Origin of the sequence: Pseudomonas sp. MYb185 (genome assembly GCF_002979975.1) — a bacterium.
GTDB lineage: Bacteria > Pseudomonadota > Gammaproteobacteria > Pseudomonadales > Pseudomonadaceae > Halopseudomonas.
Genome location: NZ_PCQD01000010.1, coordinates 64,508 through 90,849, shown reverse-complemented (window position 1 = coordinate 90,849; position 26,342 = coordinate 64,508). Strand labels below are relative to the sequence as shown.

At 62.1% G+C, this 26,342-nt stretch carries 24 protein-coding genes, 1 other RNA gene and 1 pseudogene; 13 read left to right on the top strand and 13 right to left on the bottom strand.

The window, feature by feature from the left end; translation table 11 throughout:
- Positions 1-3: 3 nt before the first annotated feature.
- The 3 genes from CQ007_RS15020 to CQ007_RS15010 form a co-directional block, all read right to left on the bottom strand.
- Positions 4-720 (bottom strand): 3'-5' exonuclease, encoded by a 717-nt coding sequence (locus CQ007_RS15020; protein ID WP_105646649.1) that lies wholly within the window; start codon positions 718-720, stop codon positions 4-6.
- Entirely contained in the window at positions 717-2,603 is a 1,887-nt protein-coding gene (locus tag CQ007_RS15015) for a DUF294 nucleotidyltransferase-like domain-containing protein (RefSeq protein ID WP_105646648.1), read from the bottom strand. The genes CQ007_RS15020 and CQ007_RS15015 overlap by 4 nt, the downstream gene beginning before the upstream one ends.
- A gap of 102 nt (positions 2,604-2,705) precedes the next feature.
- Positions 2,706-4,922 carry a TonB-dependent siderophore receptor gene (locus CQ007_RS15010; protein ID WP_105646647.1) on the bottom strand — a complete coding sequence of 739 codons (2,217 nt, stop codon included), beginning with the start codon at positions 4,920-4,922 and terminating at the stop codon, positions 2,706-2,708.
- A 160-nt stretch (positions 4,923-5,082) separates the two neighbouring features.
- Here CQ007_RS15010 and CQ007_RS15005 point away from each other — a divergent pair, with 160 nt between their 5' ends.
- Entirely contained in the window at positions 5,083-6,054 is a 972-nt protein-coding gene (locus CQ007_RS15005) for an AraC family transcriptional regulator (RefSeq protein ID WP_105646646.1), read from the top strand.
- Here CQ007_RS15005 and CQ007_RS15000 read toward each other — a convergent pair whose 3' ends face one another.
- From CQ007_RS15000 to CQ007_RS14990, 3 genes are all read right to left on the bottom strand, one after another.
- Positions 6,055-6,828, bottom strand: coding sequence for a class II aldolase/adducin family protein (locus CQ007_RS15000; protein WP_105646645.1), 774 nt, complete (start codon positions 6,826-6,828; stop codon positions 6,055-6,057).
- 158 nt (positions 6,829-6,986) lie between these two features.
- Entirely contained in the window at positions 6,987-8,207 is a 1,221-nt protein-coding gene (locus CQ007_RS14995; RefSeq protein WP_105646644.1) for a multidrug effflux MFS transporter, read from the bottom strand.
- A gap of 81 nt (positions 8,208-8,288) precedes the next feature.
- Positions 8,289-8,744 (bottom strand): MarR family winged helix-turn-helix transcriptional regulator, encoded by a 456-nt coding sequence (locus CQ007_RS14990; protein ID WP_105646643.1) that lies wholly within the window; start codon positions 8,742-8,744, stop codon positions 8,289-8,291.
- A 59-nt stretch (positions 8,745-8,803) separates the two neighbouring features.
- Here CQ007_RS14990 and CQ007_RS14985 point away from each other — a divergent pair, with 59 nt between their 5' ends.
- The 4 genes from CQ007_RS14985 to CQ007_RS14970 all read left to right on the top strand — a co-directional run bounded on the left by CQ007_RS14985 (position 8,804) and on the right by CQ007_RS14970 (position 13,658).
- Entirely contained in the window at positions 8,804-9,334 is a 531-nt protein-coding gene (locus tag CQ007_RS14985; protein WP_105646642.1) for a PaaI family thioesterase, read from the top strand.
- Positions 9,335-9,474: 140 nt separating this feature from the next.
- The gene (locus CQ007_RS14980; RefSeq protein WP_105646641.1) at positions 9,475-9,852 is read left to right on the top strand and encodes a DUF2946 family protein; all 378 of its coding nucleotides are present in this window, start codon (positions 9,475-9,477) and stop codon (positions 9,850-9,852) included.
- A gap of 83 nt (positions 9,853-9,935) precedes the next feature.
- Complete coding sequence (locus CQ007_RS14975) at positions 9,936-12,101, top strand: TonB-dependent siderophore receptor (protein WP_105646673.1); 2,166 nt, start codon at positions 9,936-9,938, stop codon at positions 12,099-12,101.
- Between the two features lie 3 nt (positions 12,102-12,104).
- Complete coding sequence (locus tag CQ007_RS14970; RefSeq protein WP_105646640.1) at positions 12,105-13,658, top strand: PepSY domain-containing protein; 1,554 nt, start codon at positions 12,105-12,107, stop codon at positions 13,656-13,658.
- 12 nt (positions 13,659-13,670) lie between these two features.
- Here the strand turns inward: CQ007_RS14970 and CQ007_RS14965 are convergent, their stop codons facing one another.
- A complete protein-coding gene (locus tag CQ007_RS14965) occupies positions 13,671-14,609 on the bottom strand; it encodes a siderophore ABC transporter substrate-binding protein (RefSeq protein ID WP_218278892.1) in 939 nt (312 codons plus the stop codon).
- Between the two features lie 141 nt (positions 14,610-14,750).
- On the opposite strand from CQ007_RS14965, the gene CQ007_RS14960 reads away from it, so the two are divergent.
- The gene (locus CQ007_RS14960; RefSeq protein WP_105646638.1) at positions 14,751-15,410 is read left to right on the top strand and encodes an SDR family oxidoreductase; all 660 of its coding nucleotides are present in this window, start codon (positions 14,751-14,753) and stop codon (positions 15,408-15,410) included.
- A gap of 49 nt (positions 15,411-15,459) precedes the next feature.
- Here CQ007_RS14960 and CQ007_RS14955 read toward each other — a convergent pair whose 3' ends face one another.
- A complete protein-coding gene (locus CQ007_RS14955) occupies positions 15,460-16,710 on the bottom strand; it encodes a PQQ-dependent sugar dehydrogenase (protein ID WP_105646637.1) in 1,251 nt (416 codons plus the stop codon).
- 216 nt (positions 16,711-16,926) lie between these two features.
- Here CQ007_RS14955 and CQ007_RS14950 point away from each other — a divergent pair, with 216 nt between their 5' ends.
- From CQ007_RS14950 to CQ007_RS14940, 3 genes are read left to right on the top strand one after another with little or no spacing between them, the layout of a single operon-like run.
- Complete coding sequence (locus tag CQ007_RS14950; RefSeq protein ID WP_105646636.1) at positions 16,927-17,814, top strand: neutral zinc metallopeptidase; 888 nt, start codon at positions 16,927-16,929, stop codon at positions 17,812-17,814.
- Positions 17,811-18,569, top strand: a complete 759-nt coding sequence (locus tag CQ007_RS14945; protein WP_105646635.1) for a hypothetical protein — start codon at positions 17,811-17,813, stop codon at positions 18,567-18,569. The genes CQ007_RS14950 and CQ007_RS14945 overlap by 4 nt, the downstream gene beginning before the upstream one ends.
- Positions 18,566-19,603: a hypothetical protein gene (locus CQ007_RS14940; RefSeq protein ID WP_105646634.1), complete on the top strand. Its 1,038-nt coding sequence runs from the start codon at positions 18,566-18,568 to the stop codon at positions 19,601-19,603. Before CQ007_RS14945 ends, CQ007_RS14940 begins: the two co-directional genes overlap by 4 nt.
- Positions 19,604-19,859: 256 nt before the next feature.
- Here the strand turns inward: CQ007_RS14940 and CQ007_RS14935 are convergent, their stop codons facing one another.
- The 3 genes from CQ007_RS14935 to smpB all read right to left on the bottom strand — a co-directional run bounded on the left by CQ007_RS14935 (position 19,860) and on the right by smpB (position 21,906).
- Complete coding sequence (locus CQ007_RS14935; RefSeq protein WP_105646633.1) at positions 19,860-20,885, bottom strand: Fic family protein; 1,026 nt, start codon at positions 20,883-20,885, stop codon at positions 19,860-19,862.
- A 113-nt stretch (positions 20,886-20,998) separates the two neighbouring features.
- Positions 20,999-21,355, bottom strand: a transfer-messenger RNA (tmRNA) gene (ssrA, locus tag CQ007_RS14930).
- A 68-nt stretch (positions 21,356-21,423) separates the two neighbouring features.
- Entirely contained in the window at positions 21,424-21,906 is a 483-nt protein-coding gene (smpB, locus tag CQ007_RS14925; protein ID WP_105646632.1) for an SsrA-binding protein SmpB, read from the bottom strand.
- Positions 21,907-22,122: 216 nt separating this feature from the next.
- Here smpB and CQ007_RS14920 point away from each other — a divergent pair, with 216 nt between their 5' ends.
- Positions 22,123-22,557, top strand: coding sequence for a type II toxin-antitoxin system RatA family toxin (locus tag CQ007_RS14920; protein ID WP_105646631.1), 435 nt, complete (start codon positions 22,123-22,125; stop codon positions 22,555-22,557).
- Positions 22,550-22,849 carry an RnfH family protein gene (locus CQ007_RS14915; RefSeq protein WP_256582299.1) on the top strand — a complete coding sequence of 100 codons (300 nt, stop codon included), beginning with the start codon at positions 22,550-22,552 and terminating at the stop codon, positions 22,847-22,849. The genes CQ007_RS14920 and CQ007_RS14915 overlap by 8 nt, the downstream gene beginning before the upstream one ends.
- A gap of 90 nt (positions 22,850-22,939) precedes the next feature.
- On the opposite strand, the pseudogene CQ007_RS14910 reads toward CQ007_RS14915, so the two are convergent.
- Positions 22,940-23,326: pseudogene (locus tag CQ007_RS14910) on the bottom strand (outer membrane protein assembly factor BamE); the annotation flags it as partial.
- Positions 23,327-23,420: 94 nt separating this feature from the next.
- On the opposite strand from CQ007_RS14910, the gene fur reads away from it, so the two are divergent.
- A complete protein-coding gene (fur, locus tag CQ007_RS14905; RefSeq protein ID WP_105646672.1) occupies positions 23,421-23,828 on the top strand; it encodes a ferric iron uptake transcriptional regulator in 408 nt (135 codons plus the stop codon).
- Between the two features lie 45 nt (positions 23,829-23,873).
- On the opposite strand, the gene recN is transcribed toward fur, so the two are convergent.
- Complete coding sequence (gene recN / locus CQ007_RS14900; protein ID WP_105646628.1) at positions 23,874-25,541, bottom strand: DNA repair protein RecN; 1,668 nt, start codon at positions 25,539-25,541, stop codon at positions 23,874-23,876.
- A 163-nt stretch (positions 25,542-25,704) separates the two neighbouring features.
- On the opposite strand from recN, the gene grpE reads away from it, so the two are divergent.
- A complete protein-coding gene (gene grpE / locus CQ007_RS14895) occupies positions 25,705-26,286 on the top strand; it encodes a nucleotide exchange factor GrpE (protein ID WP_105646627.1) in 582 nt (193 codons plus the stop codon).
- Positions 26,287-26,342 lie beyond the last annotated feature (56 nt).

Genomic DNA, 26,342 nt, shown 5'->3' with positions numbered 1-26,342 from the left:
GGCTCAGTACCACAGCTCAGCCAGCCGCTGTGGTGCCGGGAAGTGTGTTGCCACCTGCGCCTGCAACAACTCCGCGGTACCCAGCGCATCGGTCAGGGCATGGTGCGCCTGGTACAGCGGCAGACCGTAGCGCGCACGGCTGTCGGCCAGGCGAATCGAGATCGGCGGCTGGCCCCGCAGTCGTCGCAGCCAGCCTGGCTGGCGCTGGGGATACAGGTCGGCCTCGATCTGCATGGTGTCGACCATCGGAAACAGCAGGCCTTCCCCCAGGGCGTGGCGCACCGCCTCATCAATGAAGGTACGTTCGATATTACGGTAGTGCACTACCGCCACCTTGCCGGCCAACCGTTGCAGCAGGCTTTCCAGAATCTCGCCAAAGCGTGGTGCCCGCCGGATATCCGAGTGGGTAATGTGATGGAAGGTCACCGATTCCGGGATCAGGTCACCATAGGGGCGCACCAGTTGGTGCCAGGCCTGGTCACTGCGAATGCGTGCCAGGGTGAAGGGGATCAGGCCGATACTGACGATTGCGTGGCGTCGCGCATCCAGGCCGGTGGTTTCGATATCCAGGGCAACGAATTCGACGTCATCCAGCGGCGTATCCGGCGTTGGCCAGTTGGCCTGGTAGAAGGCTGCCAGCAGCGGTTGGCGGGAGGTTTCAGCCAGGCTGCCCATATACTGGGCCCAGTCGATCCGCGGTTGCTTGGTTGATCGGTTCATGCTGGTCGGCCACCGTTGATGTCGGGGTAGCGGTAACGCAGGAATTTCTGGGCATTGCTGAGTATCTGGAACGCATCCTTCAGGCCATGGCGCTCCGCCGCCGAGACATTCTCCGGTTCGATATCGTTGTTCGGTTCGCGGCCTTCCTGAATATCCAGTGCCTGGTGCCGGATGCGTGCCAGCGACAGGAACTCCAGCGCATAGCGCAGTCGTTCCACCGCATCGGGTGGTACCAGCCGGGTCTTGGCGATATCGTCCAGGCGATCGAAGGAACTCTGGGCGGTGGAGCCGCAGGCCAGTGCATGAACGCGGATCAGGTCGGTCAGCGGTGCGGTACCGCGGCGCTTGATATTGATGATGTTCTTCTGTTTTCCGTCCTGCTCCATGACGAAGGTGCGGAAGAACCCCAGCGGCGGGGTACGGTTCAGCGAGTTGCGTGCCAGCAGGGCGAGAAAGCGTTGATTGCGGCTGGCCTTGTTGGCGATCAGCTCGCGCAGTTGCTCGACGAAGTCGGACTGGCCGCTGACCGCCTCCAGGTCGAAGAAGATATTGCTGTTGAGCAGGGTGCGCGGGTTGGGCCGTTCGATCCAGTCGCTGAAATAGCTTTTCCAGACTTTCAGTGGCTGGCGCCAGCGCGGGTTGGTGGCCATGATGTCACCCTTGCAATAGCTGTAGCCGCAGGCGGCCAGACCGTTGCTGACGAAGGTCGCCAGGCGCAGGAAATAGTCGTCATGCTCGGCCGGATCGAAGCGGTCGTCGAGGACCAGCGCATTATCCTGGTCGGTCACGATCAACTGCTCATCCCGGGCCATCGAGCCCATGACCATGAAGCAGTAGGGCACCGGCGGTGGCCCCAGCTGCTCCTCGGCGAGGTCCACCAGGCGCTGGATGAAGCTGCGGCCGATGCTGGACAGGGCGCTGCCGATCATGTGCGCACTGGCTTCGTCCTCGACCATGCGCAGGAAAGTGGCGCGCACATGCGGCAGCAGGTTCTGCAACTCGCTGACCGACTGCCGGTTGAAGATGTCATTGACCAGATACAGGCTGCTCTGGGATTGGTACCGGATTACATCGGCCAGGTTGATCAGGCCCACCGGGCGGCGCCGGTTGAGGATCGGCAGATGGTGGATATTGTGCCGCAGCATGCACAGGATGGCCTCGAATACCGAGTCGCTGGCCTGCAGGGTGATCGGGTCGGCGGACATGATGCTATGCAGCGGCGTTTCCGGTGGCAGTGCCTCGGACACCACCCGGGTGCGGAAGTCGCGGTCGGTGATGATGCCGATGACGCGTTGCTGCTGCGGGTCTTCCTGCCACGGCTCGGTGATCAGCAGTGCCGATACGCTCTGCTCGGTCATTACCGCTGCTGCCCGGTGGATGCTGGACTGGGCGTCGAGCATCACCGGTGGCCGGCTGATCAGCTTGTTGACGCGAATCTTCATCAGCTCATTGGCCCGGCCCTGGGACTCCATCGCCGAGCGCAGCCGTGCCGAGCCCTCGGTATCGACGAAATCGGCAAGGCTGTCGTGCTGGTCGCACAGCTGGCTGAACAGTCCCCCGGGAATGAAATAGATCAGGGTGTCTTCCAGGGCGCGGGCCGGGAAGCGCACTCGACCGTGCCGGCGCAGCCCGGCCTGACCGAAGATATCGCCCTCGCCCAGGCGGTTGAACAGCTCGCCATTGCGCCGATAGATTTCCACTGCGCCGCTGCGGATATAGTGCAGCTCGGTTATCTCGTCGTCCTGTTGCAGAATCGGCGTGCCAGCCTTGAAGTAGCGCACCTGCGTCTGCCGGGCGATATCGTCGAGGGTTTCCTCGGGCAATTCGTCAAAGGGAGCGAAGCGACTCAGGTGGTCGCGGATTTCAATCAGTTCGACTTGCATGGGCAAGGTTCCGCAAGGGTGTGCGGAACAGTGTAATACCTATGCGGCGGACATGCTCCATGGCCAGCCCGGTACGGCCGGGCCATGGAGCGCAGGCTTTGCTCAGAAGCTGCTGCTGATGCTGGTATAGAAGGTCCGACCCGGCTCGTTGTAGGTATAGGCACCAGCTATGTTGGCGTTACCTTCACGGTACAGGCGTTTGTCGAACAGGTTGCTGACACCGCCGCTGACGCTGAGATTGTCAGTGAAGGCATAGCGACTGCTCAGGCCGACCAGGCTGTAGGGCGAGATGGAGCGGCGCGCATCGCCGGTCAGCAGGTTGCCCTGGTAGCCGTACTTGCCGGGTTCCTGCTTGCCATACCAGGTGACGCTGGCCTGCGCCGACCAGGGTTGGTTGATCTGCCAGTCGAGGGTCGAGTTGACCGTGTACTCGGGGATGATCGACAGCGGCTCGCCGGTGTCACGGTTCTCCGAGCGCAGCATATAGGTGAAGTTGGTGTTCCAGTCCAGGCTGCTGGCCAGCGGCAGGTTCAGGGTACCTTCCAACCCCTCGACGATCGCCCGCGGCACGTTTTCCCACTGGAAGATGTCGGCATCGGCATAAGCCGGGTTGCTGCCGCCAATGGCGTTACCGATGCTGTCGCGGCCCGCCTCGATCTTGTTGCGATAGTCGTTGCGGAACCAGGTGATCCCGGCGACCAGCTGGTCGCGGCGGAACTCGATACCGATTTCCTTGTTGATGCTGGTCTCGGCGTCCAGGTTCTCGTTGCCGCGCAGGTAGCAGGCGCCGCCACCGCCCCAGCAGCCCTGGCCGCGGCTGTACAGCAGATAGTCCGGGTTGGTCTGGTACAGGTTCGGTGCCTTATAGGCGCGGGCGATCCCGGCCTTGAGGGTGAAGTCCTCACCCAGTGCCTGGGACAGGTTTAGCGCCGGGCTCCAGTTGCTGCCGGTACGGCTGTGCCGGTCGAAGCGCAGGCCGGGAGTCAGTATGGTGCCGGGGCGTAGCTGCATGTTGCTTTCAATGAACACCGAGGCGATACGCGCCGAGCTTTTGCCGTCACGGTCGCCATTGATCAGGCCGGGGATATCACCGGCTTCGGTGGTGGTCTGGGTATTGGAGAAGGGATCATCCATGCGCTGGCCGACCCATTCTGCGCCCAGTGTCAGCATCTGTTCGATCCGCGTCGCCAGCGGCAGGTGGACTTCGCTGTGGGCGGTCAGGGTATCCAGTTCGATGGTGCCGAAGTTGTTGTTGAGGATACTGCCCTCGGGGCCACCGGCCAGACCTTCCTGCAGACGGCGGTTGTCGGTGTGCTCGTACTGCAGGTAGTTGAGGGTATCGCCGAAGCTCCATTCGCCATGGTGGGTGATGGCGTAGTTCTGGCGGTACATGATGTTGGTTTCACGCCCCAGCCAGGGGTTGCGCAATGCGTCCAGGGCCGGTGACTCCACGTTGTTCATGCTGTCGCCGGCGTAGATATTGCCCTGCCGACCATAGCCGGCCTCCAGCTCCAGCTTCTGTTCGTCGTTCAGGTACCAGCTGAGCACGCCACTGACATCCCGGTTGCGGACACCCTCGCGTCCGGCGGTGCTCTGGCCGGGAAGGCTGTGGCCGGCGTTGATGTCGGCATCGTCCATGTCCGCCTTGCTGATGTTGCCGTAGACGCGATAGGCCAGATTCTCGCTCAGCGGGCCGTTCAAACCGAAGTTGAAGCGCCTGCTGGCGCCTTCCTCGTCATGCTGGGGCATGCTCATGTACAGCGTCATGTCGGCATGGTGTTCGAGCCCCGGGCCCTTGGTGATGATATTGACTACCCCGCCCGCGGCGCCATTGCCATAGCGCGCTGCCGCCGGCCCGCGCAGTACCTCGATGCGCTCGATCTGCTCGGCCGGCACCCAGTTGGTGTCACCGCGGGTATCGCGGTCGCCGCGCCAGCCATAACGCACCGCATTGCGCGAGGATACCGGCTTGCCATCGATCAGGATCAGGGTGTTTTCCGGGCCCATGCCGCGAATGTCGATCTGCCGGTTGTTGCCGCGCGCACCGGAGCCACTGTTGCCGGTCAGGTTGACCCCCGGCTGCTTGCGGATCAGCTCGGCGATGTCATTGGCCGGTGGGGTCTTGCGGATCTGCTCGGCAGTGATTACCGATACTCCCGGCGCCTGCAGCAGCTCCTGCTGCGCAGTACCCAATACCTCGGTGCTCTGCAGCTCGATGACGTCATCGGCCGCTAACGTATGCTGCGCACCCAGGGCAAGCAGGATGGCAAGAGAAAGTCGGCTGTAGCACAGCGCATGGCGCGTGGCGGAGAGTGGCATGTGTATCGTCCCTTGAACGGTGTGAGCGTATCGCTCGATAATGCGAATGATTTGCATCTATTGATGCCGGCGCGTAGTCTGGCACAGCGCCGGACAAAATCGTTTTGCGCCAGCATCAATTTCCTTTGCGCCGACAGCAAAATGCAGGGGGGTAGGCAAGATGGGCAGCGAGCAGGATATGGTCAGGGTGGGAGAGTTGGCCCGGCGACTGGGTACCCCGGTGCGGCTGGCCGAGCAGGGGCCTGATCGGAGCCCCGACCAGAGCCCCTTGTTCCAGGGCCGCCTGAGCTGGCAGCAGTTGCGCCCGGGGTTATCCCTGCACTGCTCCGACTGCCTCGAGCTGCACGACTTCTCGACCCAGGTCGAGGTCAGCCCGCGCCTGAGCCTGGTGCTGTTCATGAACGGAGATGGCCAGGCGCAGTACGACGACCGGCGGTTACAGGTCGCGCCGAGGCCGGGGCGGCCCGAGGGGATTGCCATCGCCTTGACCGAACCGGCAACCTTTACCCGCCAGGCACACTCTGGGCAGCACATACGCAAGCTATCGATCTGCCTGACTCCGGAGTGGTTCGCAAGCAGCGGCCTGGATGCACATATCAGTATCCGACGTCTGATCGAACCGAGACAGCATCTGGCCTTGCGTCGCTGGACGCCAACCGCGCCACTGCTGGCGCTGGCAGAGCAGGTCATGGGGCAGCCTGCCGATGGCGAGTTGCTGGCCCATCTGCAGCAGGAGGTGAGGGTGCTGGGGTTGGTGCATGGGGTGGTCGAGCAACTTGTCGGCGAGCCGACAGAACCGGTGCGCCAGCGCCCCCATCATCAGCGTCTGGTGCAGCGCGCTCAGGAGCTGCTGCACAGCGGCGAGGCCGATGGTTGGTCACTGGAGCAGATCGCCAGCGCCGTGGGGGCCAGCGCCAGTACCCTGCAGCGCCAGTTCCAGGCGGCCCAGGGCATGTCACTGTTCGCCTGGCAACGCCAGCGCAAGTTGCAGCAGGCTCACGTTGCCCTGCAGAGCGGTGTCAGCATCAGCGAGGCGGCATGGCAGGCCGGTTATTCCAGCACTGCCAATTTCACCACCGCGTTCCGTCGCCAGTTCGGCATGACGCCACAGCGCGTGCAGAAGTTCTACTGATCAGCTGTCGAACCCGGGGCTGTCGCGTTGTACCTTGCGCAGCAGTGCCGGCCAGGCCAGGTTGGCACCGGCGCCCTTGGTGACCTGACGCATGCTTTCGATGGCGCTGTCCAGAATGCTCTGCGGGATCGGAATCAGCTCGCTACCACCGGCCTGTGCATTGATCTGGATTTCGCAGCAGCGCTGCAGGGTATGCATGCCGAGGAAGGCTTCGGCCACGTCCCGACCACAGGTCATCAGCCCGTGGTTGCGCAGCACCATGCTCTTGGTCCGGCCCAGGTCCTGCTGCAGGCGCAGCTTCTCGTCTTCACGCAGGGCCACACCTTCGTAATCGTGGTAGGACAGGCTGGCGAGTACGAACAACGCCTGTTGCGAGATCGGCAGGAGACCGTCCTTCTGCGCGGACACCCCCACCCCTGCGGCAGTATGGGTATGCAGCACGCAGCCCACATCGTGGCGTATCTCATGCACCGCACTGTGAATGGTGAAGCCCGCCGGGTTGATCTCGTAGGGCGAGTCCACCAGCTTGTTGCCCTGCAGGTCGATCTTCACCAGGTTCGAGGCGGTGACCTCCTCGAACATCAGGCCGTAGGGGTTGATCAGGAAATGTTCGGTACCGGGAATCTTCGCCGAGATATGGGTGAACACGATATCGTCCCAGCCGTTCATGGCGACCAGACGGTAGCAGGCGGCCAGATCCACCCGGGTCTGCCACTCCTCGGCGCTGACCTGATCCCTGACGTCGAGAACCGGTAGTTTCTGCATTGCGTTCATCGGGCTTTCCTCTTGTGATTGTGGTGACTCACAGTGCGACACGGGCACTGGCAACGATGAGTTCCTGCAGTCTAGTCGATGGTGATGGCGGGGGACTGTCTTGCAGGTGACAGTGCTGGGGGAGCGAGGAAAGCAGGGTACCTGATTCTGCGCTGTGGTTATTTCACTGCAAGAAAAATGAGCAATGCGCTACAGAGGCACGCTGTCAGAATCACCCCCAGCGCGGTATACGCGGACAGCCCGAGACTGGCGCCGATGATGATGGCAACGGCAGCGCAGCCCATCTGCATGAAGCCGAGTAATGCCGAGGCGGCACCAGCCTGCTTGCCAAAGGGTTGCAATGCGATAGCGGTTGCCAGCGGGTTGACCAGGCCCATGCCGAGCAGGAACAGGGTCAGCGCCGCGCAGAAAAATGGAAAATCTTCCGGCCCGAGCAGCAGCGCCAGACTGCCGACCAGTGCAATGACGATGCCGGCGCGCGCCGCGATCGCCTGCCCCCAGCGTTGGGCCAGGCGCGGTGCCAGCAAACCCGCCGCAAACACCACGAACACCGTTGCCGCGAACAGCAGGCCCAGCTCCAGGGCTGAGTGGCCGAAACCGATCATCAGGATATCCGGTGCCATGGCGAAAAAGGCATACAGCGCACCTATCACCAGACTGACGGACAGGGCTGGGGCAATGAACCGTCCGTCTCGCAGCAGTTGCCAATAGCTGACCAGTACGTCAGCGACTGACAGCGCGGAGCGCTTGTCCGCTATATGGGTTTCGCCCAGTCTGGTGAGGTAGTGAGCGCCAAGTAGTAATGCCAGCGCGGCAACCAATCCGAAGGTCGCACGCCAACCGAGCAGGCTGTTGAATGCTCCGCCCAATAGTGGAGAGAAACCGGGTGCGGCTGCCATCGCCACCATGATCAACGACAACGCACGGGCCAATTGCGCACCGTCGAACAGATCCCGGGCGATGGCGCGAGACAGCACGGAGGTGGCACATACCCCGAGCGCCTGGATGACCCGGCCGCTGATCAATTGCGGCAAGCTGGTAGCCATGGCACACACAGCGCTGCCGACAATAAAGGTAGCCAGACCGCCGAGCACCAGCCACTTGCGACCAAACCGGTCGGAAATGGGCCCCACCAGCAGTTGCCCAAGGGCAAAGGCGATAAAGAAGCTGCTGAGTGTGGCACTGAGATCCTTGACCGAGACATCCAGACTGCGACCCATATCGGGAAACGTCGGCAGGATGATATTGGTTGCGAGTGCGCCGAGCGCCGCCAGGCCAGCCAGCAGCAGGAGCAACTCACCGGTGAGAGGCTTTTGCTGGACTGCTGGGGCTGCTTCCGTTTCTGCAGCAGGGCAGATGGACTCTGTTGCCTGTGTCATGCACTACACCTGTCTTGTTGTTTGCCTTGAAGTTGTGCCCAGTGGCAGTGTGGTGGGTGCCTGGAGCCGGTGATAAGCGCCTCAGCTATCGGGGGTGTCGAGCCCTTCGGCTACGAGGTCGATGCAGTCATCAAGCAATGCGTGCAGGGCGGCCACCTTCTCCGTGCCGAGCTGCTCATTGAGGGCCAATTGCGCCTTTTTCCACGCACGTTGAGCTTCTGCCTGTTTGGCTTTACCGGCATCGGTGGCTGTCACGACGCGGCTGCGGGCGTCCGCTCCAGCGCCGATCTTCAACCAGCCCTGGACAACCAGCGGCTGCATGTTGCGGGTCAAGGTTGAGGCTTCCATACGCATGTGCCTGGCCAGGTCGCTCGGACGAAGGGGCCCCAGCTTCACGACGTATGACAGCAGTGAGTACTGCGTGGTCTTGAGCCCGGCATGGGCCACGTAGTGATCGTAATGGCGCGAGACCACGCGAGTGAGCTGGCGCAGCTTCAGATTGGTACAACCCTGTGGTTGCTTGGTATCTTTTTTCATATTCTGTATTGTATATGCAACTATTGTGTATGCAAGTAAATATGAGAAAGGAGTTATCGATGGATATTGACCAGGTTGTAGCCTCGTGGCGTGAAGAGGAGCGGGCGGTTCGTGCGCGTTTGCGATCTGTCACTGATCTGCCGCAGGAGCAGGCCTCCAGCCGCTCCGGCATGGAGATATTCGAAGCGATCTTTGCTGGAGAGCTGCCGCCACCCCCCATGGGCGACACCCTGGATTTTGTGCCGATCCGGATGGAGCCCGGCCTTGCCATCTTTCAGGGCCGGCCGCAGCGCAAGCATTACAATCCGCTGGGCACGGTACATGGGGGCTGGTTTGCCACGCTGCTGGATTCAGCTGTCGGCTGCGCGGTGCATACCACCTTGCCTGCGGGCAAGGGTTACACCACCCTGGAACTGAAGGTCAATATGGTGCGCGCTCTGCATGAGGGTGTGCCGTTGGTGCGCGCCGAAGGCAGGCTGATTCACGCCGGTCGCCGGGTGGCCACCGCCGAAGGGCGCCTGGTAGGCCCCGACGGCAAGCTGTATGCACACGCCACCACAACCTGCCTGATTGTGGATCAGCCGGCGTAGATCAGTCGCTGTCCCTGCGATGTATCAAGGGATTATTGGGGCAGCAGCTGTTCGCTCGATAACATCTGCTGCTACTCTATTCCTGTATAAGAGAGTCGCTGTCTTACCGCAGAGGTATTCACTATCTTGAGTCGTGCCCGATGACATTGGCCCGCAAGGAGCGCGCATTGCTCGCCTGGGTGCTGCTGCTCAGCATCCTGTTCAGCGCGTTGCACTGCGCTGTCGGGCATGAGCAGGTGAGTGCAACCCCTGCTGTCGCTGCTGAGCACGACCACCATCACCATCATTCCGGGCATGACGAGGCTGCCGCTGCGCATGCCCATTCCTCCGCCGACTCCGGTTGTGACTTTGCCAGCCCGTTCGGCGCCATCATCCTTGCCGCCTTTTTCGGCCTGCTGGGCCGGCTGGCCGTCGAGCAATCACGGCCGCTGCCGGTGCTTCATCTGCCGCGCCTGGTACGGGCGCGCTGGCCTCCCGCCAACCCCCGAGCTTCCCCGATTCTGCTTCCTGCGCTTTGAAATCACCCTGTCCGCTCGGGCTGTACTGCCCGGGCGTGGCTGGGCTTGTCAAACAAGCCTGGAGGCTATGCATGTTTCTTCGCATGAGCAGCATCACCACCCTGGCGCTGTGTATCAGCGCCATCCCGTTGGCATGGGCGCAGCATGACGCTCTGACTCTGCCGGCCAGTACCGTATCGGCGCAGGCCAGAGAGCAGGGCAGCGCCCCATCCGGCCTCAGTCTGGATCAACCCGTCAGCACCGGTTCTCGTCTGGATCTGACCGTCCGCGAAACACCCGCCTCGGTCAGCGTCGCCGACCGTAGCGTGATCGAGGCGCGTGGCGCCGTGAATACCCAGGATGTGATCAACGGCATGACCGGGATCAACGCCTCGGCCAACCCCGGTTACGGCGGGTTCGTGTCCTACCGCGGTTTTACCCAGAACCAGATCACCCAGCTGTACAACGGTATCAACCTCGGCTACAGCAGTGCCACCCGGCCGGTGGATGCCTGGCAGATCGACCGTGTCGAACTGCTCGGCGGCCCGTCCTCCTTTCTGCATGGCGCTGGTGCTGTCGGCGGATCGATCAACTACATCAGCAAGCTGGCCAGCCGTGAGGAGCAGGTACTGGAAGGGCGGCTGCGCTACGGCAGGTTCGACGAGTCGGAGCTGTCCCTTGGTTTCAACCAGGCACTGGCGGATATCGGCAACAGCCAGCACTTCCTGCGACTGGACCTCAGTCGTGGCGACAGCAATGGCTATATCGACCGTAACCAGCGGGAAACGGGCAGTCTGGCCCTGTCGCTGCTCAGTGATCTGACGCCCAACCTGAGCCACACGCTGGCGCTGGAATACCTGGAGGACAGGGAAGACAGTCCCTACTGGGGCACACCGGTGCTCAATACCGGTGGCAGCAGCATGAAGATCGACAAGCGCCGGCGCTTCGAGAACTACAACGTCGGTGATGGGCGCTACGAGCAACGGGTGCGCTGGCTGCGCTCGATCACCGATTATCAGTGGAGCCCCGCCAGCAGCCTGCGCAACACGCTGTATTACTACGATGCCCAGCGCGATTATCGCAATCTGGAGAACTACCGCTATAACGCTGATAACAGTCTGGTGGAACGCTCCGGTGCCTATCTGCAGCGCCATGACCAGAATGTGCTGGGCAATCGCCTGGAACTGCAGCATCACCATCAACTGTTCGGGCTGGCCAGCCAGTGGGCGGCGGGGCTGGACTACTCACGTATGCGCCAGACGCTGCATCCCCAGGCGGGTGACGCATTCGATTCGGTCGATCCGGGGCAGTTCGATCCGGGCCGTTTCGATGACGTTCCCGGTATGGATGTGGGTCTGCAGAAGCAGCGGCGGCATGAGATCGATACCCGGGCGCTGTTTCTGGAGAACCACCTGCAGTTGACCGAGCGCCTGGCACTGCTCAGTGGCCTGCGTTACGACCATCTGCAGATGGAGGTGACCAACTACGGGGCGGTCACGCCTACCAGCCCAGCGTTCTTCGAGCGCCGCTGGGAGCCGCTGAGCGGCCGTATCGGTCTGCTCTACGAGCTGACCCCGACGGCCAATCTCTACGCGCAGTACAGCACCTCGGCGGATCTGCCGGCGGGCTCGCTGGCCTCGGCCACCTATTCCAACGTCGGCCTGTTCGACCTGTCCAAGGGCGAGCAATGGGAAGTCGGCAGCAAGTTCGATTTTCTCGACGGGCGCGCTGCGGCCACCCTGGCGCTGTACCAGATCGTGCGGCGCGATTTTGCCGCGCGCGACTCGAATGACCCCAACCTGACGGTGCAGGCAGGGCAGCAGACGTCACGGGGCATCGAGCTGGCGGGCAGGTTGCAGGTTACTCCGGCGCTGCTGGTGGAGGCCAACTATGCCTATGTGGATGCCGAGTATGACGAGTTCAACGAGGCGGTGGATGGTGTGTCGGTCGCGCGCAAGGGCAACCGTCCGATCAATGTGCCGGACAGCGTCGCCAACCTGTGGCTGAGCTACAGCCTCAGCCCGGTATGGGAGATTGGAACCGACGTGCGCCATGTCGACTCGGTCTATGCGGACAACGCCAACACCCTCAAGGCGCCGTCCTACACCCTGTACGGCGCCTTCACCCGCTACCGCGTCGACAAGCGCACGACGGTCACCGCCCGGCTGCGCAATCTCACCGACGAGATCTACGCCAAGCAGGCCTATGGCGAACAGTACTACATGGGCGCACCGCGCAGCGTCGATGTCAGCCTCGATCTGCGGTTCTGAGCCATGAAACGTTACCTGTATCTATGGCATCGCTGGCTGGGCATCGGCCTGTGCCTGATCATGGCGCTGTGGTTCTTCTCGGGGCTGGTCATGCTCTATGTCGGCTATCCCAAGCTGACGCCCCGGGAGCATCTGACGCAGTTGCCGGTGCTGTCGCCGCAGCACTGCTGCGTGCCGCTGGCGCAGGCGCTGTCCGCCAGTGGCGAAAGCCAGGCACCGCGCAGCATCCGCTTGACCACCGTGGCCGGGGAGCCGCGCTATGTACTGCACTATGGCTCGCGCAAGGTGGCGGTGGATGCGCGCAGTGGTGAGCTGCTCGATGGTATCGGGCAAGCCGAGGCGCTGGCCGCCGCACATCAGTTCGCCGGGCCGGGTCAGTTGCAGTATCGGGGGGTGGTGGATGAGGATGCCTGGACCCACACCCGGTCATTGGATGTGGATCGGCCACTGCACCGTGTCGCGCTGGACAACGGCACCCTGCTGTATATCTCCAGCCATTCTGGCGAGGTGGTGCGTGACGCCACCGCCACCGAGCGTGCCTGGAACTGGGTCGGTGCCTGGCTGCACTGGTTGTATCCGCTGCGCGGAGGAGTGCTGGATCGCTGGTGGACGGACGTGGTGATCTACCTGTCGCTCACTGCCGTTCTCATGACCCTGCTCGGCATGGTCGTCGGCATATTGCGCTGGCGCTTTACCAGGCCCTACCGCAGCGGCTCGCGCAGCCCCTATGGGGGCTTTGCCCGCTGGCATCATATCGGCGGGCTGCTGTTCGGCCTATTGGCAGTGGCATGGATTTTCAGCGGCCTGATGTCGATGAACCCCTGGCGGGTATTCGATAGCCGGGTGCCGCTGGACACGTCCGCCTATCAGGGTGGCGAGCTGGGTGCCGAGGCCTTCCCCATGGCTCCGGAGCAGGCGTTGCAGCAATTGCAGGCAGCCGGGCTGGCGGTACGCGAACTGCACTGGCGGCTGGTTGCTGGCCGCGGCTATCTGGTCGGGGTCGATGGTAGCGGCGCGAGCCTGCTGTTGCCGATGGACGGCGGCGCCCCCGTGGCCCGCCTGCCTGAACCGGAACTGCTGCGCGCCGCCCAGGCGATCCGCCCGCAGGACAGTCTCCAGGTGCAGGTGCTGACCGAGCATGATTTCTATTACTACGCGCGTAGCGAGCACAGCATGCTCGGCCATCTGGAGCGGCCCTTGCCGATCCTGCGTGTGCGCTTCGATGATCCGGCCCGGACCTGGCTGCATCTGGACCCGTACAGTGGCTCGCCGCCTGGCCAGCTCGACCAGCGCCAGCGAGCCTCGCGCTGGCTGTTCGCGCTGCTGCACAGCTGGGACTGGTTGCCGCTGCTGGAACGTCGACCGCTATGGGATGGCTGGATGTGGCTCGGTGGTGTCGGTGGGTTGGTTATCTGCCTCAGCGGCACGGTACTGGGCTGGCGCCGCCTGCGCGGTTCGCGAGGCAGGCCTGCTGCCCGACGGAGCAGCGTCCGGCGAACCTCTGCGGCAGCGAATGACGTCAGCCGTCCCCAACCTGCGTCGAGGATGGCAGAGTAAGTTTGTCGGCGCTTACTGCATGGCGTCGAGCATCTGCGCGGTGATGCTCTTCAGGTTGGTCAGGCCGCCGCCAACCAGATACCAACTGTTGGGGTCGGCGTAATGGACGCGACCTTCCTTGTAGGCAGTGGTCTGGCTGAGCTGCGGATGCTGCGCCAGGGTCTCGGCGGCGGTCTTCTCACCGCCATTGATGGCGCCGCGGTCCAATACGATAAGCCAGTCTGGCTCGGCCTGGGCAATGTTGCTGATGACCAGGGCGCGTTCCTTGGCTGCGGCCTCGGCTTGCGGCGAGCCTGGTTCCGGGCGAGCCTGGCGGCCTGCCGCCGGTGCTTTGGCCGGGAGTACCGACTGCAGACCGGTCAGCTCGTACGCGTAGCCGAAACGATCACCGGGGGCGTGGGCCATGACATTGCCGCCGACCACGAACAGAAAGGCACCGGTCTTGCCATCGTTGGCTTGGTGCAGAGCTGAAACATCACTATCGATACCGGCGAGTGCCGCCTGGGCTTGTTCGCTCTTGTCGAACGCCTTGGCCAGCGCCTGGTTGACGGTCTTGAAGTTGTTCAGGAAGTCGTTCGGGTTGCTGGTAAAAGAGATCGTCGGCGCGACCTCCTGCAGTTGCGGCATGGCGCCTTGCGAACGCCCGCCAGCGATGATCAGGTCCGGGCTGATTTGCTGCAGAGCCGGATAGTCGGGCTCGAACAGGGTACCTGCTACCGGTGTCTCGTTGAACTTCGCCAGGTGCCCCTCGTAGGTTGATTGCGGCACACCAGCGACGGGGATTTCGAGGGTATCGAGCGAGTCGAGCAGGGCCAGATCGAAGGTGACGATCTTTTCCGGCGTGGCGGGCAGGGTCAGGGTGCCGGCACTGTGGGTCAGCTCGAAGGCCGTGGCGGATGTTGACAGCAGAAGGGCGGCGGCAAGACCTGCCAGAGGGACTGATAGCTTCACGTGGGCTTCCGTTTGTTGATAATGAAATGTGTTCTCATTATAAGCGCAGCCGCGCTGCGGTGACCATCGCTGGGCAGTGCGGTGGCGCAACTGGGCCGGGTGTGCCAGCATGCCTCTCTGGTTTCTGTTTGTGAGGCTGTCATGACAAAGGTTTTCATCATCGGTGGCGCCGGCAAGGTTGGCCGCCATCTCGCCCAGCAGCTGGCGCAGCGGGGCCATGAACCGCTGGCTCTCCATCGTGATGCGCAGCAGGCCAATGAGCTGCGAGCGCTGGGAGCAGTGTCGGTTCTCGGCAATCTGCTGGAGCTGGATGTCGATGGGCTCGCCACCTTGATGAGTGGCAGCGATGCGGTGGTGTTTTCCGCTGGTGCCGGGGGCAAGGGCGGGCCGCAGATGACCAATGCCATTGATGGTCAAGGGTTGGAGCTGGCCGTGGCCGCGGCGCAACAGGCAGGGGTGAAGCGCTTCCTGCTGGTATCAGCCTTCCCCGAGGCGGGGCGCAGCAAGACTATCTCCGATACCTTCGAAAACTACATGACGGTGAAAAAGCGCGCTGATGTGCATCTGGCGGAATCCGGTCTGGATTGGATCATAGTACGCCCCGGCACGCTGTTGGACTCGCCCGGCACCGGTAGAGTGCGCGCGGGACTGGCCATCCCCTATGGCGATGTGCCGCGTGCGGATGTGGCGACAACCCTGCTCGAACTGCTCGAGCAGCCGACAGTAAGTCGGGTCATCGTCGAACTGACTGGGGGCGATACCCCGGTGGCTGACGCCATTCAGCAGTTCGCCCGGCGCTGAGCGAGAGTCGGCCACGGAGCCGGCAACATGCCGGCTCCGGTCATTATCATTACCCCTGCGGAGTCAGTTTCAGCAGTGCACCATTACCTCCGCGGGTGCCGTCTTCCAGCACCCAGATCGCACCATCCGGGCCTTGCTCCACCTCGCGTATACGCTTCTGCAGGTCAAGCCGCTCCGCTTCGCGGGCCTCCTCACCATCGAATTCCACGCGTACCAGGGACATGGAGGACATGCCGCCAATGAAGCCGCTGCCCTGCCAATCCGGGAACAGCTCGCCGTCATAGATGATGAAGCCTGCCGGTGAGATCACCGGGGTCCAGGTAATCGCTGGAGCCTTGAATTCCGGTCGGGTGTCATGGTCGGGAATTGGCGTGTCGTCATAATGATTGCCATTGGAAACCAGCGGGTAACCGTAGTTTTCCCCCTTGACGATCAGGTTGAGTTCATCACCATCCTTGGGTCCCATTTCATGTGCCCAAAGCTTGCCATCAGCATCGAATGCCAGCCCCAGAATATTACGGTGACCCAGAGACCAGACCTGCGCAGCGACCTCGCCTTGATCGGCGAAGGGGTTGTCTTCAGGAACGCTGCCATCGTCATTGAGCCGTATCATCTTGCCCAGGTTGGAGTTCATGTCCTGGGCCGGATCGAATTTCTGGCGTTCGCTGGATGTGATCCACAACATGCCATCGCTGTCGAAGGCAAGGCGATGACCGAAATGGCCATCACCACTGACCTTCGGCGTCTGCCGCCAGATCACCTGCAGATCCTCCAGCGTACCCCCTCCATCCTCATCCAGTGCCAGACGGGCGCGCGCTACCGCTGCGCCGGAGCCGCCATCGCCGGCCTCGGCATAGCTGATATAGATCTGCTGGTTATTCTCGAACTGCGGATGTAACAGCACATCGCCCAGACCGCCCTGACCGGCATGGGCCACCTCCGGTACGCCGCTGATGGTTCCGGTGTTACCGCTCGCAAGGTCGTGCAGACGCAGCGTGCCGGCCATCTCGGTGACCAGCAGCCTGCCGTCCGGCAGGAAGGTCATGGCCCAGGGCGCGTCGAACTGCGTCACCTCGGTCACGCTGAAGGCCACGCTATTGTCCGCCTGTTCCGAGTCGGCCGGTTCGCTGTTCTCCTCCGGCGCAGTGTCAGCGGCCGCTTCGGGTTCAGCGGGTTCGGTCGGGGTGGTGGCAGCCGGCGAGGGCGCCTGGGTCTGATTGCCCGAATCCGCAGAGTTGTCGCAGGCGGCCAGCAGGCCGAGGACGGCGAGAAAGATCAAGGAATGCCTGAAAGGGACCATGACTGCTCCTGTGTCAGTTGAGAGTGAGTTAGTTCCTTTGTTCCGTAGCGAGCCAGAAAACGGCTCCATCCCTTCAATACTAGGAGGGCAGCCGATTTTCGCAACTTGCCTAATAGTTGCTGAAAGTTGCAGACCAAAGATAAGGCGCTGCGCCGGCCGTTGTTCTGGTCGGGGCGCTACACTATGCTCCACGGAGGTTCAGCGCTGGAGACGGATATGGATTGGCGAGGCAGGCGACAAAGCAGCAATATCGAAGACCGGCGCGGGCAGCCGTTGCAGGGCAGCGGAGGCGGGTTGCTGCTTCTTCTCCGCATATTGCCCTGGCTGCTGCGCACCCGCGGTGGGCGCGTCGTACTGATCGTGGGCGTGGTGGCGTTCTTCGGCGCGCGGATGCTGGGTATCGATCTTATGCAACTGACCGGTGCCGGTGCCCCGCACCAGGCCGCTACCTTCTCCGCGGAGGAGCAGCAATTGGCGGAGTTCGTCTCGGTGGTGCTGGCCGATACCGAACAGACCTGGCAGACGATCTTTGCCGAGTCCGGCAAGCAGTACCAGGAGCCGGTGCTGGTGCTGTTCAGCCAACGCGTTGCCTCGGCCTGTGGCTCGGCCAGTGCGGCAGTTGGCCCTTTCTACTGCCCGGCGGATCGCAAGGTATATCTTGACCTGAGCTTCTTCCGTGACCTGGATCGGCAGCTCGGTGCTCCGGGGGATTTTGCCCAGGCCTATGTCGTGGCCCATGAGGTAGGCCACCATATACAGACCATTCTCGGCATCAGTCAGCAAGTGCGTAATGCTGGCCAGGGCAAGTCAGCGGCAGTGGTCAATGCCCTGTCGGTACGTCAGGAACTGCAGGCTGACTGCTTCGCCGGCGTCTGGGGCCACGCTGCCCATCGCTACAGCAACATGCTGGAACCCGGCGACCTTGAAGAAGCGCTACAGGCCGCTGCCGCCATTGGCGACGATCGGCTGCAACGCCGGGCGGGCGGCGAGGTGGTGCCGGACAGCTTTACCCACGGCACCTCGGCACAGCGGGTGGAATGGTTCCGGCGCGGGTTTGATAGTGGTGATATGGAGCAGTGCGACACGTTCTCTGCGCAGATATGAGGCAGATAAGTGCTGCCGTCGCGGCTTTTGGCCTGTCACTCTACCTGTGGCGTAGCGTCTATGCGTTGAGCGATTGGGCCGTGCTGGCGCTGGTGCCGCTGGCCGTCATGCTGTTTCTCGGTCATCTGCGACCAAGTCTGGAGCTGCATCAGGCGCGAATGCGCGCCGCAATACGACCGGAGTCTCCGTTGCTCGGCATCCTGACCGGCAGGTTCAGGGCGATACTGGGCGCCATGCTATTCGTGCTGCTCGCGGTTCCCTTGCTGGCATGGAAGGCCCTGACGGTCAGCCCCCTGCAGGCAGCCATGTTCATCATGCTGGGTCTGGTTGCCGGTGCAGTATTTGTCGGTGTGCAGTCCCGACTGCTGAGACATTTTCAGCGCCCCTTCCTCTGTGCCAGCGCCATTAGCATAAGCACCTGGCTGGCCGCACTGTCGTTTCTTCCTGTCATTGCCTGGGCGAACCTGAATCTGGTTGCGTATCCCGGCGCAATCCGCGCTGCCACCAGCCTGTCCGAAGCCGCCATGCAGGGCATGCAGATGCTGCCGGTGCGCCGGGGTTGGATTGCCGAGCTACTCGCACCACTGTATGCCTATGAGGCAGCTAAACTCTGGTTGGTGGTGCAAATGAACAACTCCCGTTGGCTGCCAGTGCTGTTCAGCGTGGATGCCGCCCTGTTCAGCTTTATGATGGCGCGGGCCAGTGTGATTCTGGTTGCATTTGTGCAAAGGCTGACTGACCGGAATAACCCATGACCTACACACCGATGGATAACCTCACGCAGCAACAGGTTACCTTGCCGCCGGCCAGCGGTCTGGCGCTACGGGTGTTCTGGCTGACCCTGCTGGTGTTGGTGGTGGCGACGCTGGTGATTGCCCTGATCGGTGTATGGCGTTTACCCGAGCCGGCCCCCGTGCCCCATGAAGTGCCTGCTACCACCCTGGAAAGGGTACTCAGCAACGTCGCCACCAAGGCCGAAGCGGTCGTCAGGCCGGATATAGGCATCCTGCTGGACAAGGCTTATGAGCCAGCCTATGCCGCCATCGAGGGCTATGCGGACTTCCATTATTCCGTAGCAGGCGAGTACATGGAGCTGGGGGCCGCCGCCATGGGAAACATGGGCGATGCGCTGCATGCACGGGTGTTTGGCGGTCTGGAGCAGCGCCTGGCTAGCGTTGCCGGGCTGATCGACCAAGGCTATGCCGATGCTTATAGCAACATTCTGAATGCCGAGATAGCCAGCGTCCTGCCGCAGCACCAGATTGAGTTACCGCTGGGAAGGATGACCCTGGCGGTGTTGCAGGATGCCCAGAACCGCGCCGTCATAACGGTGCCCCTGGCCTCTGCTGCCAGTGCCGCCGTCGTGGCCAGTTCCTTGAAGGCAGCCTCAGCCGCCGCCGGCAAGACACTGGCGGCGAAGGTAGCCGCCAAGGCTGCGGCGAAAGGCGCAGCGAAAGGAGGCAGTGCGCTGGCCGGGGCAGGGGCTTCGGCCCTGGCCTGTGCCTGGGCCGGACCGGTTGCGGTGGCCTGCGGTGTGGTCGGTGGCGTGGTGACCTGGGTACTGGTTGACGGAGCGGTGATCACCATCGACGAGTACTTCAACCGTGAAGAGTTCGAGGCGGAGCTGCGTGCCATGCTGGATGAAGACAAGGCCGCTAGACAACGGTTCCTTGAGCAGGCGCTGGCACAGAAAGCCGCCGCGATGGATGCAGCGGTGGAGGAAATGATCAGGGATTTTACCCTGCGGGAGCTGTCGCCGGGCGTTCCTGCCAGCTCTACTCGACCGTAGTCCTGCCAGAAACGAAAGCCCCCCCGGCGCTCAATCACCCCAGCCCCTGCGCCCACCGCCGGTACCCATCAAGGACCAAGCCGTCGCGCGTCAGCCACATTGTACCGGTACCTCTGGCATGGCCACAGCAACTGGAGATGGCCCTGACCGCGAATTGGCAGACGGCAGAGGCGGAGGGAGATACTGGGGAACTGACCCGGCATAGCCAGGTGTAGGGTATCGATGAATTCCCGCGAATGCCGTGGGATAGCCTGGTTCAGGGCGAGCTGGTGGTGCGTCTGCGCAGCAGCCAGCGTTTGCCCCTGGCGCTCAATCGGTAACGCTGGGTCGGACTGCGTGGAGCATCGGGTTGGGTGCGCTCGATCCAGCCCCCTTGCAGCGCTGGGTTCAGGTAGTTGCTGCGGAAAGTGGCACGGTGCGAAAGCCCCAGCGCCTGCATCAGATGGTTGGCGGTGAGCTCGGCCTGTTCCAGAGTCGAGATCAGCACTGCCACTTGGTCGCTTACTTGGTCGCTTACTTGGTCGCTTGCTGCTGCTTCACCAAGCGCATCATGTAGTGCCTGCAGCATGAATTCGATGAACGGGGTGGCGTCTGCGAGGCGGTCGGACTTGGCCAGTGCGCAATAATAGTCTCCTTGGCGCTGACGGATGACCGTTTCTACTGGCAGATAGGCGAGCAGCGGCTTCCACTGGCGCAAAATCAGCGTTTGCCACAACCGGCCCATTCTGCCGTTGCCATCGGCAAAGGGGTGAATGAACTCGAACTCATAGTGGAAGACGCAACTGGCTACCAGCGGATGTTCATCCGTAGCTGAGAGCCATTGCAGCAAGTCAGCCATCAGTCGCGGGATCTGGGTGGCGGGTGGGGCCATGTGTAGCAATGCTTCCCCCCTGAAAATACCTACCCCGCCGGAGCGGTAGCGTCCCGCATCATCGACCAGTCCGTGCATCAGTGATTGGTGTGCTGCCAGCAGATCGCATTCGGCAGCGGCGTCCCATGCCTCCATGGCGTCGTAGGTGGTGAAAGCATTGCGTACTTCCTGAATCTCGCGGGGGTGGCCCAATACCCGCTTGCCTTCAACTACGGCAGTTACCTGCTCCACAGACAGTGTGTTGTTCTCGATGGCCAGGGAGGCCTGAATGGTTCGAATGCGATTTTCGCGACGCAGATAAGGTGTCAGGTTACCTTCAGTCTGGGCACTGTAACGACCAATGAGTTCACTGATTTCAGAGACCAGATTCATTATCGCCGGCGTGATGCTATAGGGCGGCTGGTATCTCATTCTGTCGTCCTGACGTTTCAAATCATGGAAGTAATGAGTCTTCAGAAATGTAGTCGAGTGGTAGGGTTTCGGACACAAAAAAAGACGCCCGAAGGCGTCTTTAGATGCTTGTTTGGTGGAGCCGGGGGGATTTGAACCCCCGTCCGCCAGTCCGCCACTATCGGTTCTACATGCGTAGCCATCTCTATTTAGTTAACTCCTCGCGGCCCGAGTGGCAGGGCGCTTGGAGCGAGCTGTATAAGTTTTAGCCGTTACGTCTACAGCGAACTTGGCGGCGATCCTGTTCTATATGACAGCCAGATCTTCGGGTTTACAGGCATCCCCTAGAGGCTGCTAGCGGCGCTTAGGCTGCTAGGGCGTAGTTGTCGTCGTTGGCAACTATTAGTTTGCAACAGTGGATTTACGAGTTCTGTTACCAACTCGGCATGCCCCTCAAGCTTTGTAACCGTCGTCGAATCCTAATCGGCCCCAAAACCATTGGTACTCGGTGAATCAGACGCCATTCTACGCCAAAGGTTCCCCGGCGTACAGCGGCCCTTCAGCGGTTGCTCTCGCGGACCAGGCGCTGCTTCTCCCGATCCCAGTCGCGGTTCTTCTCGGTTTCGCGCTTGTCATAGTCCTTCTTGCCCTTGACCAGCGCGATTTCGCATTTGACCAGGTGCTTTTTCCAGTACAGGGCGATGGGTACGCAGCTGTAGCCCTTCTGCTCGACGCCGGTGATCAGCTTGTCCAGCTCACGGGCGTTCAGCAGCAGTTTGCGGGTGCGGGTGGGGTCGGCAATCACGTGAGTGCTGGCGGTTGTCAGCGGGGTGATGTGGGCGCCGAGCAGAAACGCCTCACCGTTTTTCAGCAGGATATAACTGTCGACCAGTTGGGCTTTACCGGCGCGCAGGCTCTTCACTTCCCATCCGGCCAGGGCGATGCCAGCCTCGAAGCGATCTTCGATAAAGTATTCGTGCTTGGCCCGTTTGTTCAGCGCGATGGTACCGCTGTTGGCCTGTGGTTTCTTTTGCTTGCTCATAGGCGGCGTATTATAGGGGGTGGCACTGGGTTCGGCTATCTCTGATCGCGGGCTGGCAGCGACTATCATGGTTGTTAGCGCCGTGCTGGTGGCTCTGACGGCTGAGGTGGAAGCGAAAAATTGCGCCTGTTCCCGATGGTCTGTTCGCTGGTAGGCTATGTCGCGTCCAGGGGACTGGGACGATTTTCATAACTGAACTGTTCAAGTGAATAATCTATGACGCATATCAAGCGTTCGGCTCTGCTGCCTTTTCCGGCGGAGCGTCTATTCGATCTGGTCAACCGGGTCGAGCATTACCCCGAGTTTCTGCCCTGGTGCACCAAGGCGGAAATCATCAGTGAGACTGACGAATTGATGCGTGCACGCCTGACCGTTGGCAAGGCCGGTCTGCATCAGAGCTTCACCACACGCAATGAGCTGGTGCCCGGCAAGCGCATCGACATGCGTCTGGAGGATGGGCCTTTCACCGAACTGCATGGGGTCTGGGAGTTTCAGGCCTTGAGCGAGCAGGCGTGCAAGATCACCCTGGATCTCAAGTTCAACTACTCCGGGGCCCTGGTGCGCGCCACCTTGGGGCCGCTGTTCAACCATGCCGCCAACACCATGGTGGAGGCCTTCTCCAAGCGTGCCCAGGAACTGTACGGTGGTTGACGAGGGTATCAGCGTGGAGGTGGCCTATGCCTTGCCGGACAGGCAGCGCATCATCCGCCTCACCGTGCCGGCCGGTACCACCGCGCTTGAGGCGGCGCACCTGTCGCACATTGCCGATCATTTTCCCGGGTTGGATATCGACGGCAGCGCCATGGGCGTATTCGGTAAGTTGGTGGCCAAGCCGGGAGAGCGGGTATTGCTGCAGGGCGAGCGGGTGGAGATCTACCGGCCACTGATTGCCGACCCGAAGGAAGCCCGCAAGCAGCGGGCCGCCAAGGCCAAGGGCGAGTGAGACTGGCAGTTGGCGGAGCGGACTCCGCCTTGAGGCTTATTCTTCGCCGGTGCCGAGAGGGGCGCCCAGGTCCACCGGATAGCTGCTGGCGGCCGGATCCGGCTCGCTTGCGCCACCCATGATCGCCTCGTCGCGGCTGGTGCCGGGGGTGAAGTCGCCGGCCAGACCGACCAGACGATCGTCTTCGAACACCAGGCTGATCCGCTCCTGCTCGCGCGGGTTGTGCCCGGCCTTCATGCTGTACAGGTAATCCCAGCGGTTGGGTTCGAAGGTATCCTGGATCAGGGGGGTGCCCATGATGAAGCGCACCTGGCGGGTAGTCATGCCGGGACGCAGCTGGTCGATCATCTCCTGGGTGACGACGTTGCCCTGCTGGACATCGATCTTGTACACCCCGGGGAAGCCGCAACCGGAAATACTGGCGCCGGCGGCACATAATACTAGGATACAAAGGACACGGTTCAGACTATTTGGCATCGCGTGGTAACATCCACTATCGAGAGTTTGCTGAATGGCCCTGAATCATACCCGACTGATCCGGTGCTGCGAAGCGTTGAGAGAGAAACAGACCATGGTTGAAAATCAAGAACTGCGTAAAGCAGGGCTCAAGGTTACCCTGCCGCGCGTCAAGATCCTGCAGATGCTGGACAATACCGAAGACCGCCACATGAGCGCGGAGGACGTATACAAGTCGCTGATGGAGGCTGGCGAGGATGTTGGGTTGGCAACCGTTTATCGGGTTCTGACCCAATTCGAAACCGCCGGTCTGGTGGTGCGCCACAACTTCGACGGTGGGCATGCCGTATTCGAGCTGGCGGATGGTGAGCACCATGACCATATGGTGTGCGTCGATACCGGCGAGGTGATCGAATTCTTCGATGCGGAAATCGAGCGTCGTCAGCAGGAAGTGGTCAAGGAGCACGGCTACGAGATGGTCGACCACAACCTGGTGCTCTATGTGAAGAAAAAGGGCACCTGATGCCAGGTGCCGCGGGCGGGCGATGGATTGCCGCCCCGACCAACCCTATCTCGCCAGCTGTTTGCGGGCGTGGGCCAGGGATTCTTCGGTAAGATCCACGCCGCCCAGCATGCGGGCGACCTCGTGCACGCGACCTTCCTGGTCCAGCGTGTCGATACAGGTGCGGGTCGAGCCGCGCTTCTGATCCTTGCGCACGAACAGATGCTGATGCCCCTGCGCGGCGACCTGCGGCAGGTGGGTGACGGTCAGCACCTGGCCGCGTTCCCCCAATTGGCGCAGCAGCTTGCCGACGATCTCGGCAGTCGGTCCGCCAATCCCCACATCCACTTCGTCGAATACCAGCGTGGGCACCCGCGAAGTCTGGGCGGTGATCACCTGGATGCCCAGGCTGATACGTGACAGTTCGCCTCCGGAGGCCACCTTGGCCAGCGGCTTGGCTGGCTGGCCGGGGTTGGCGCTGACCAGCAGCTCGATATTTTCCAGGCCCTGCAGCGGATACTGCTCTGCCGGCAACGGATGCAGCTGCACCTGTACCTGCCCGCCGGGCATGCCCAACTGCTGGATTTCGCCGGTCACGGCCTTGGCCAGCCGTTGTCCTGCCTTGCGCCGTGTGTCGGACAGTCGGGTGGCCAGTGCCACATAGTGTTCACGGTAGGCCTGCAGCTCTTCTGTCAGGCGCTCCTTATCCGCGCCGAGTTGCTGGATGCCTTCCAGTTCGTCTATCAGTTGCTGCTGCAGGGCGGGAAGTTCTTCGGCATTGACCCGGTGCTTGCGTGCCAGATCATGGATCACGCCAAGACGCTCCTCGACCTGTTGCTGACGCTGGGGGTCGGCTTCGAAATGATCCAGATAGCGGGTCAGCTCGCCTACCGCTTCCTCGACCTGGATCTGCGCGCCGGCCAGCAGGTCATGGGCCTCGTCCAGGCTGCGGCTGTGTTCGCGCAGGCTGCCGAGGCGGCTGAGACTCGACGTCAGCGCCTGCAGCACGCTGCCGCCATCACTCTCACTGCACATGTTGATGATCTGCTGGCAGGACTGCATGATCAGTTCGGCGTTGGCCAACTGGCGTTGCTCGCCTTCCAGTTGCTCCAGCTCGCCTTCCTGCAGGCTCAGGTTGTCGAGCTCTTCCAGCTGGTAGCTGAGCAGCTGCACGCGGGCATTCTGTTCCTCGTTGGTATCGCTGGCCTGTTTCAGGGCTTGCTCGGTCTGCCGGCAGCGCTGGGCGGCCAGCTGCACCTGGCGGGCCAGATCGCTGGCGCCGGCGTATTCATCCACCAGGCGGCGATGGGTATCGGTTTTCAGCAGTGACTGGTGTTCGTGCTGGCTGTGAATGTCGATCAGCATTTCGCCCAGGGCCTTGAGGTCCTGTTGCGGGCAGGGGCTGCCGTTGATGTAGGCGCGCGAGCGCCCTTCGGCGGTGACCACCCGGCGCAGGATGACCTGCGGTTCGCCGCTGGCCAGGTCGCGCTGCTCCAGCCACTGCGCGGCTTCGGGGATGTCGCTGATATCGAAGGTGGCGAGGATGTCCGCCTTGTCGGCGCCGGGGCGCACCGCACCGCTGTCGGCACGGTCGCCGAGGGTCAGTGACAGCGCGTCGAGCATGATGGATTTGCCGGCACCGGTCTCGCCGGTGATGACGGTCATGCCCTGGTCCAGTTCCAGCTCGAGATGGTCGACGATCGCGTAATTGTTCACCGCCAGGTGCAGCAGCATGGAGTCGCTCTCCGAGATTTGTTGTTCTGGTTATTTATACAGTAGTGATGCTTTGTTGTTCAACCCCCTTGAACACGGAATCGAGGCCCCCATATAGGAGCCAGTGAAGATCAGTTCGGCCTGCGGGCCGCATCGCCTTTATTTTGTCAGACAGGAGACATACATGGTGGACGAACAGAGACAGGATCTGCAGGACGAGGAAGCCATTGCCGAGCAGGAGCAGGCTGCTGCCACGCAGGAAGAAGAGCTGCTGGCCCGTATCGCTGATCTGGAAGAGCAGTTGGCTGTTGCCCAGGATCAGGCTCTGCGTGCCGCTGCCGATGTGCAGAATGCACGTCGCCGTGCCGAGCAGGAAGTGACCAAGGCGCACAAGTTCGCTCTGGAGCGTTTCGCCAATGACCTGCTGGCGGTGGTGGACAGCCTGGAGCGTGGCCTCGAGCTGTCCAGCGACGAGGATCCAGCGATCAAGCCCATGCGCGATGGCATGGAGCTGACCCTGAAACTGTTCGCCGACACCCTGGAGCGTTACCAGGTCGTCGCGGTCGACCCGCACGGCGAACCCTTCAACCCGGACCTGCATCAGGCGATGACCATGGAAGAGCGCGACAATGTCGAGCCCAATACCGTGATCAAGGTGTTTCAGAAGGGCTACACCATCAACGAGCGCCTGCTGCGCCCGGCCATGGTCGTGGTCAGCAAGGCCGGTGCGGGGCAATCGGGCGGATCGATTAACGAACAGGCTTGAAATTGATTTTCTGCGGCCCCATCTAGGGCTCATACACAGATCGTACAGCGCCGCTG

Excerpts from the sequence above, each read along its gene's own strand:
- CQ007_RS15015 (WP_105646648.1), bottom strand. The coding sequence starts at position 2,603 with ATGCAAGTCGAACTGATTGAAATCCGCGACCACCTGAGTCGCTTCGCT.
- CQ007_RS14945 (WP_105646635.1), top strand. The coding sequence starts at position 17,811 with ATGAGGCAGATAAGTGCTGCCGTCGCGGCTTTTGGCCTGTCACTCTAC.
- CQ007_RS15020 (WP_105646649.1), bottom strand. The coding sequence starts at position 720 with ATGAACCGATCAACCAAGCAACCGCGGATCGACTGGGCCCAGTATATG.
- CQ007_RS14980 (WP_105646641.1), top strand. The coding sequence starts at position 9,475 with ATGACATTGGCCCGCAAGGAGCGCGCATTGCTCGCCTGGGTGCTGCTG.
- CQ007_RS14955 (WP_105646637.1), bottom strand. The coding sequence starts at position 16,710 with ATGGTCCCTTTCAGGCATTCCTTGATCTTTCTCGCCGTCCTCGGCCTG.
- CQ007_RS14935 (WP_105646633.1), bottom strand. The coding sequence starts at position 20,885 with ATGAGATACCAGCCGCCCTATAGCATCACGCCGGCGATAATGAATCTG.
- CQ007_RS14995 (WP_105646644.1), bottom strand. The coding sequence starts at position 8,207 with ATGACACAGGCAACAGAGTCCATCTGCCCTGCTGCAGAAACGGAAGCA.
- smpB (WP_105646632.1), bottom strand. The coding sequence starts at position 21,906 with ATGAGCAAGCAAAAGAAACCACAGGCCAACAGCGGTACCATCGCGCTG.
- grpE (WP_105646627.1), top strand. The coding sequence starts at position 25,705 with ATGGTGGACGAACAGAGACAGGATCTGCAGGACGAGGAAGCCATTGCC.
- CQ007_RS14960 (WP_105646638.1), top strand. The coding sequence starts at position 14,751 with ATGACAAAGGTTTTCATCATCGGTGGCGCCGGCAAGGTTGGCCGCCAT.
- CQ007_RS15000 (WP_105646645.1), bottom strand. The coding sequence starts at position 6,828 with ATGAACGCAATGCAGAAACTACCGGTTCTCGACGTCAGGGATCAGGTC.
- CQ007_RS14970 (WP_105646640.1), top strand. The coding sequence starts at position 12,105 with ATGAAACGTTACCTGTATCTATGGCATCGCTGGCTGGGCATCGGCCTG.
- CQ007_RS14920 (WP_105646631.1), top strand. The coding sequence starts at position 22,123 with ATGACGCATATCAAGCGTTCGGCTCTGCTGCCTTTTCCGGCGGAGCGT.
- CQ007_RS14950 (WP_105646636.1), top strand. The coding sequence starts at position 16,927 with ATGGATTGGCGAGGCAGGCGACAAAGCAGCAATATCGAAGACCGGCGC.
- CQ007_RS14985 (WP_105646642.1), top strand. The coding sequence starts at position 8,804 with ATGGATATTGACCAGGTTGTAGCCTCGTGGCGTGAAGAGGAGCGGGCG.
- fur (WP_105646672.1), top strand. The coding sequence starts at position 23,421 with ATGGTTGAAAATCAAGAACTGCGTAAAGCAGGGCTCAAGGTTACCCTG.
- CQ007_RS14990 (WP_105646643.1), bottom strand. The coding sequence starts at position 8,744 with ATGAAAAAAGATACCAAGCAACCACAGGGTTGTACCAATCTGAAGCTG.
- recN (WP_105646628.1), bottom strand. The coding sequence starts at position 25,541 with ATGCTGCTGCACCTGGCGGTGAACAATTACGCGATCGTCGACCATCTC.
- CQ007_RS15010 (WP_105646647.1), bottom strand. The coding sequence starts at position 4,922 with ATGCCACTCTCCGCCACGCGCCATGCGCTGTGCTACAGCCGACTTTCT.
- CQ007_RS14975 (WP_105646673.1), top strand. The coding sequence starts at position 9,936 with ATGAGCAGCATCACCACCCTGGCGCTGTGTATCAGCGCCATCCCGTTG.
- CQ007_RS14940 (WP_105646634.1), top strand. The coding sequence starts at position 18,566 with ATGACCTACACACCGATGGATAACCTCACGCAGCAACAGGTTACCTTG.
- CQ007_RS15005 (WP_105646646.1), top strand. The coding sequence starts at position 5,083 with ATGGGCAGCGAGCAGGATATGGTCAGGGTGGGAGAGTTGGCCCGGCGA.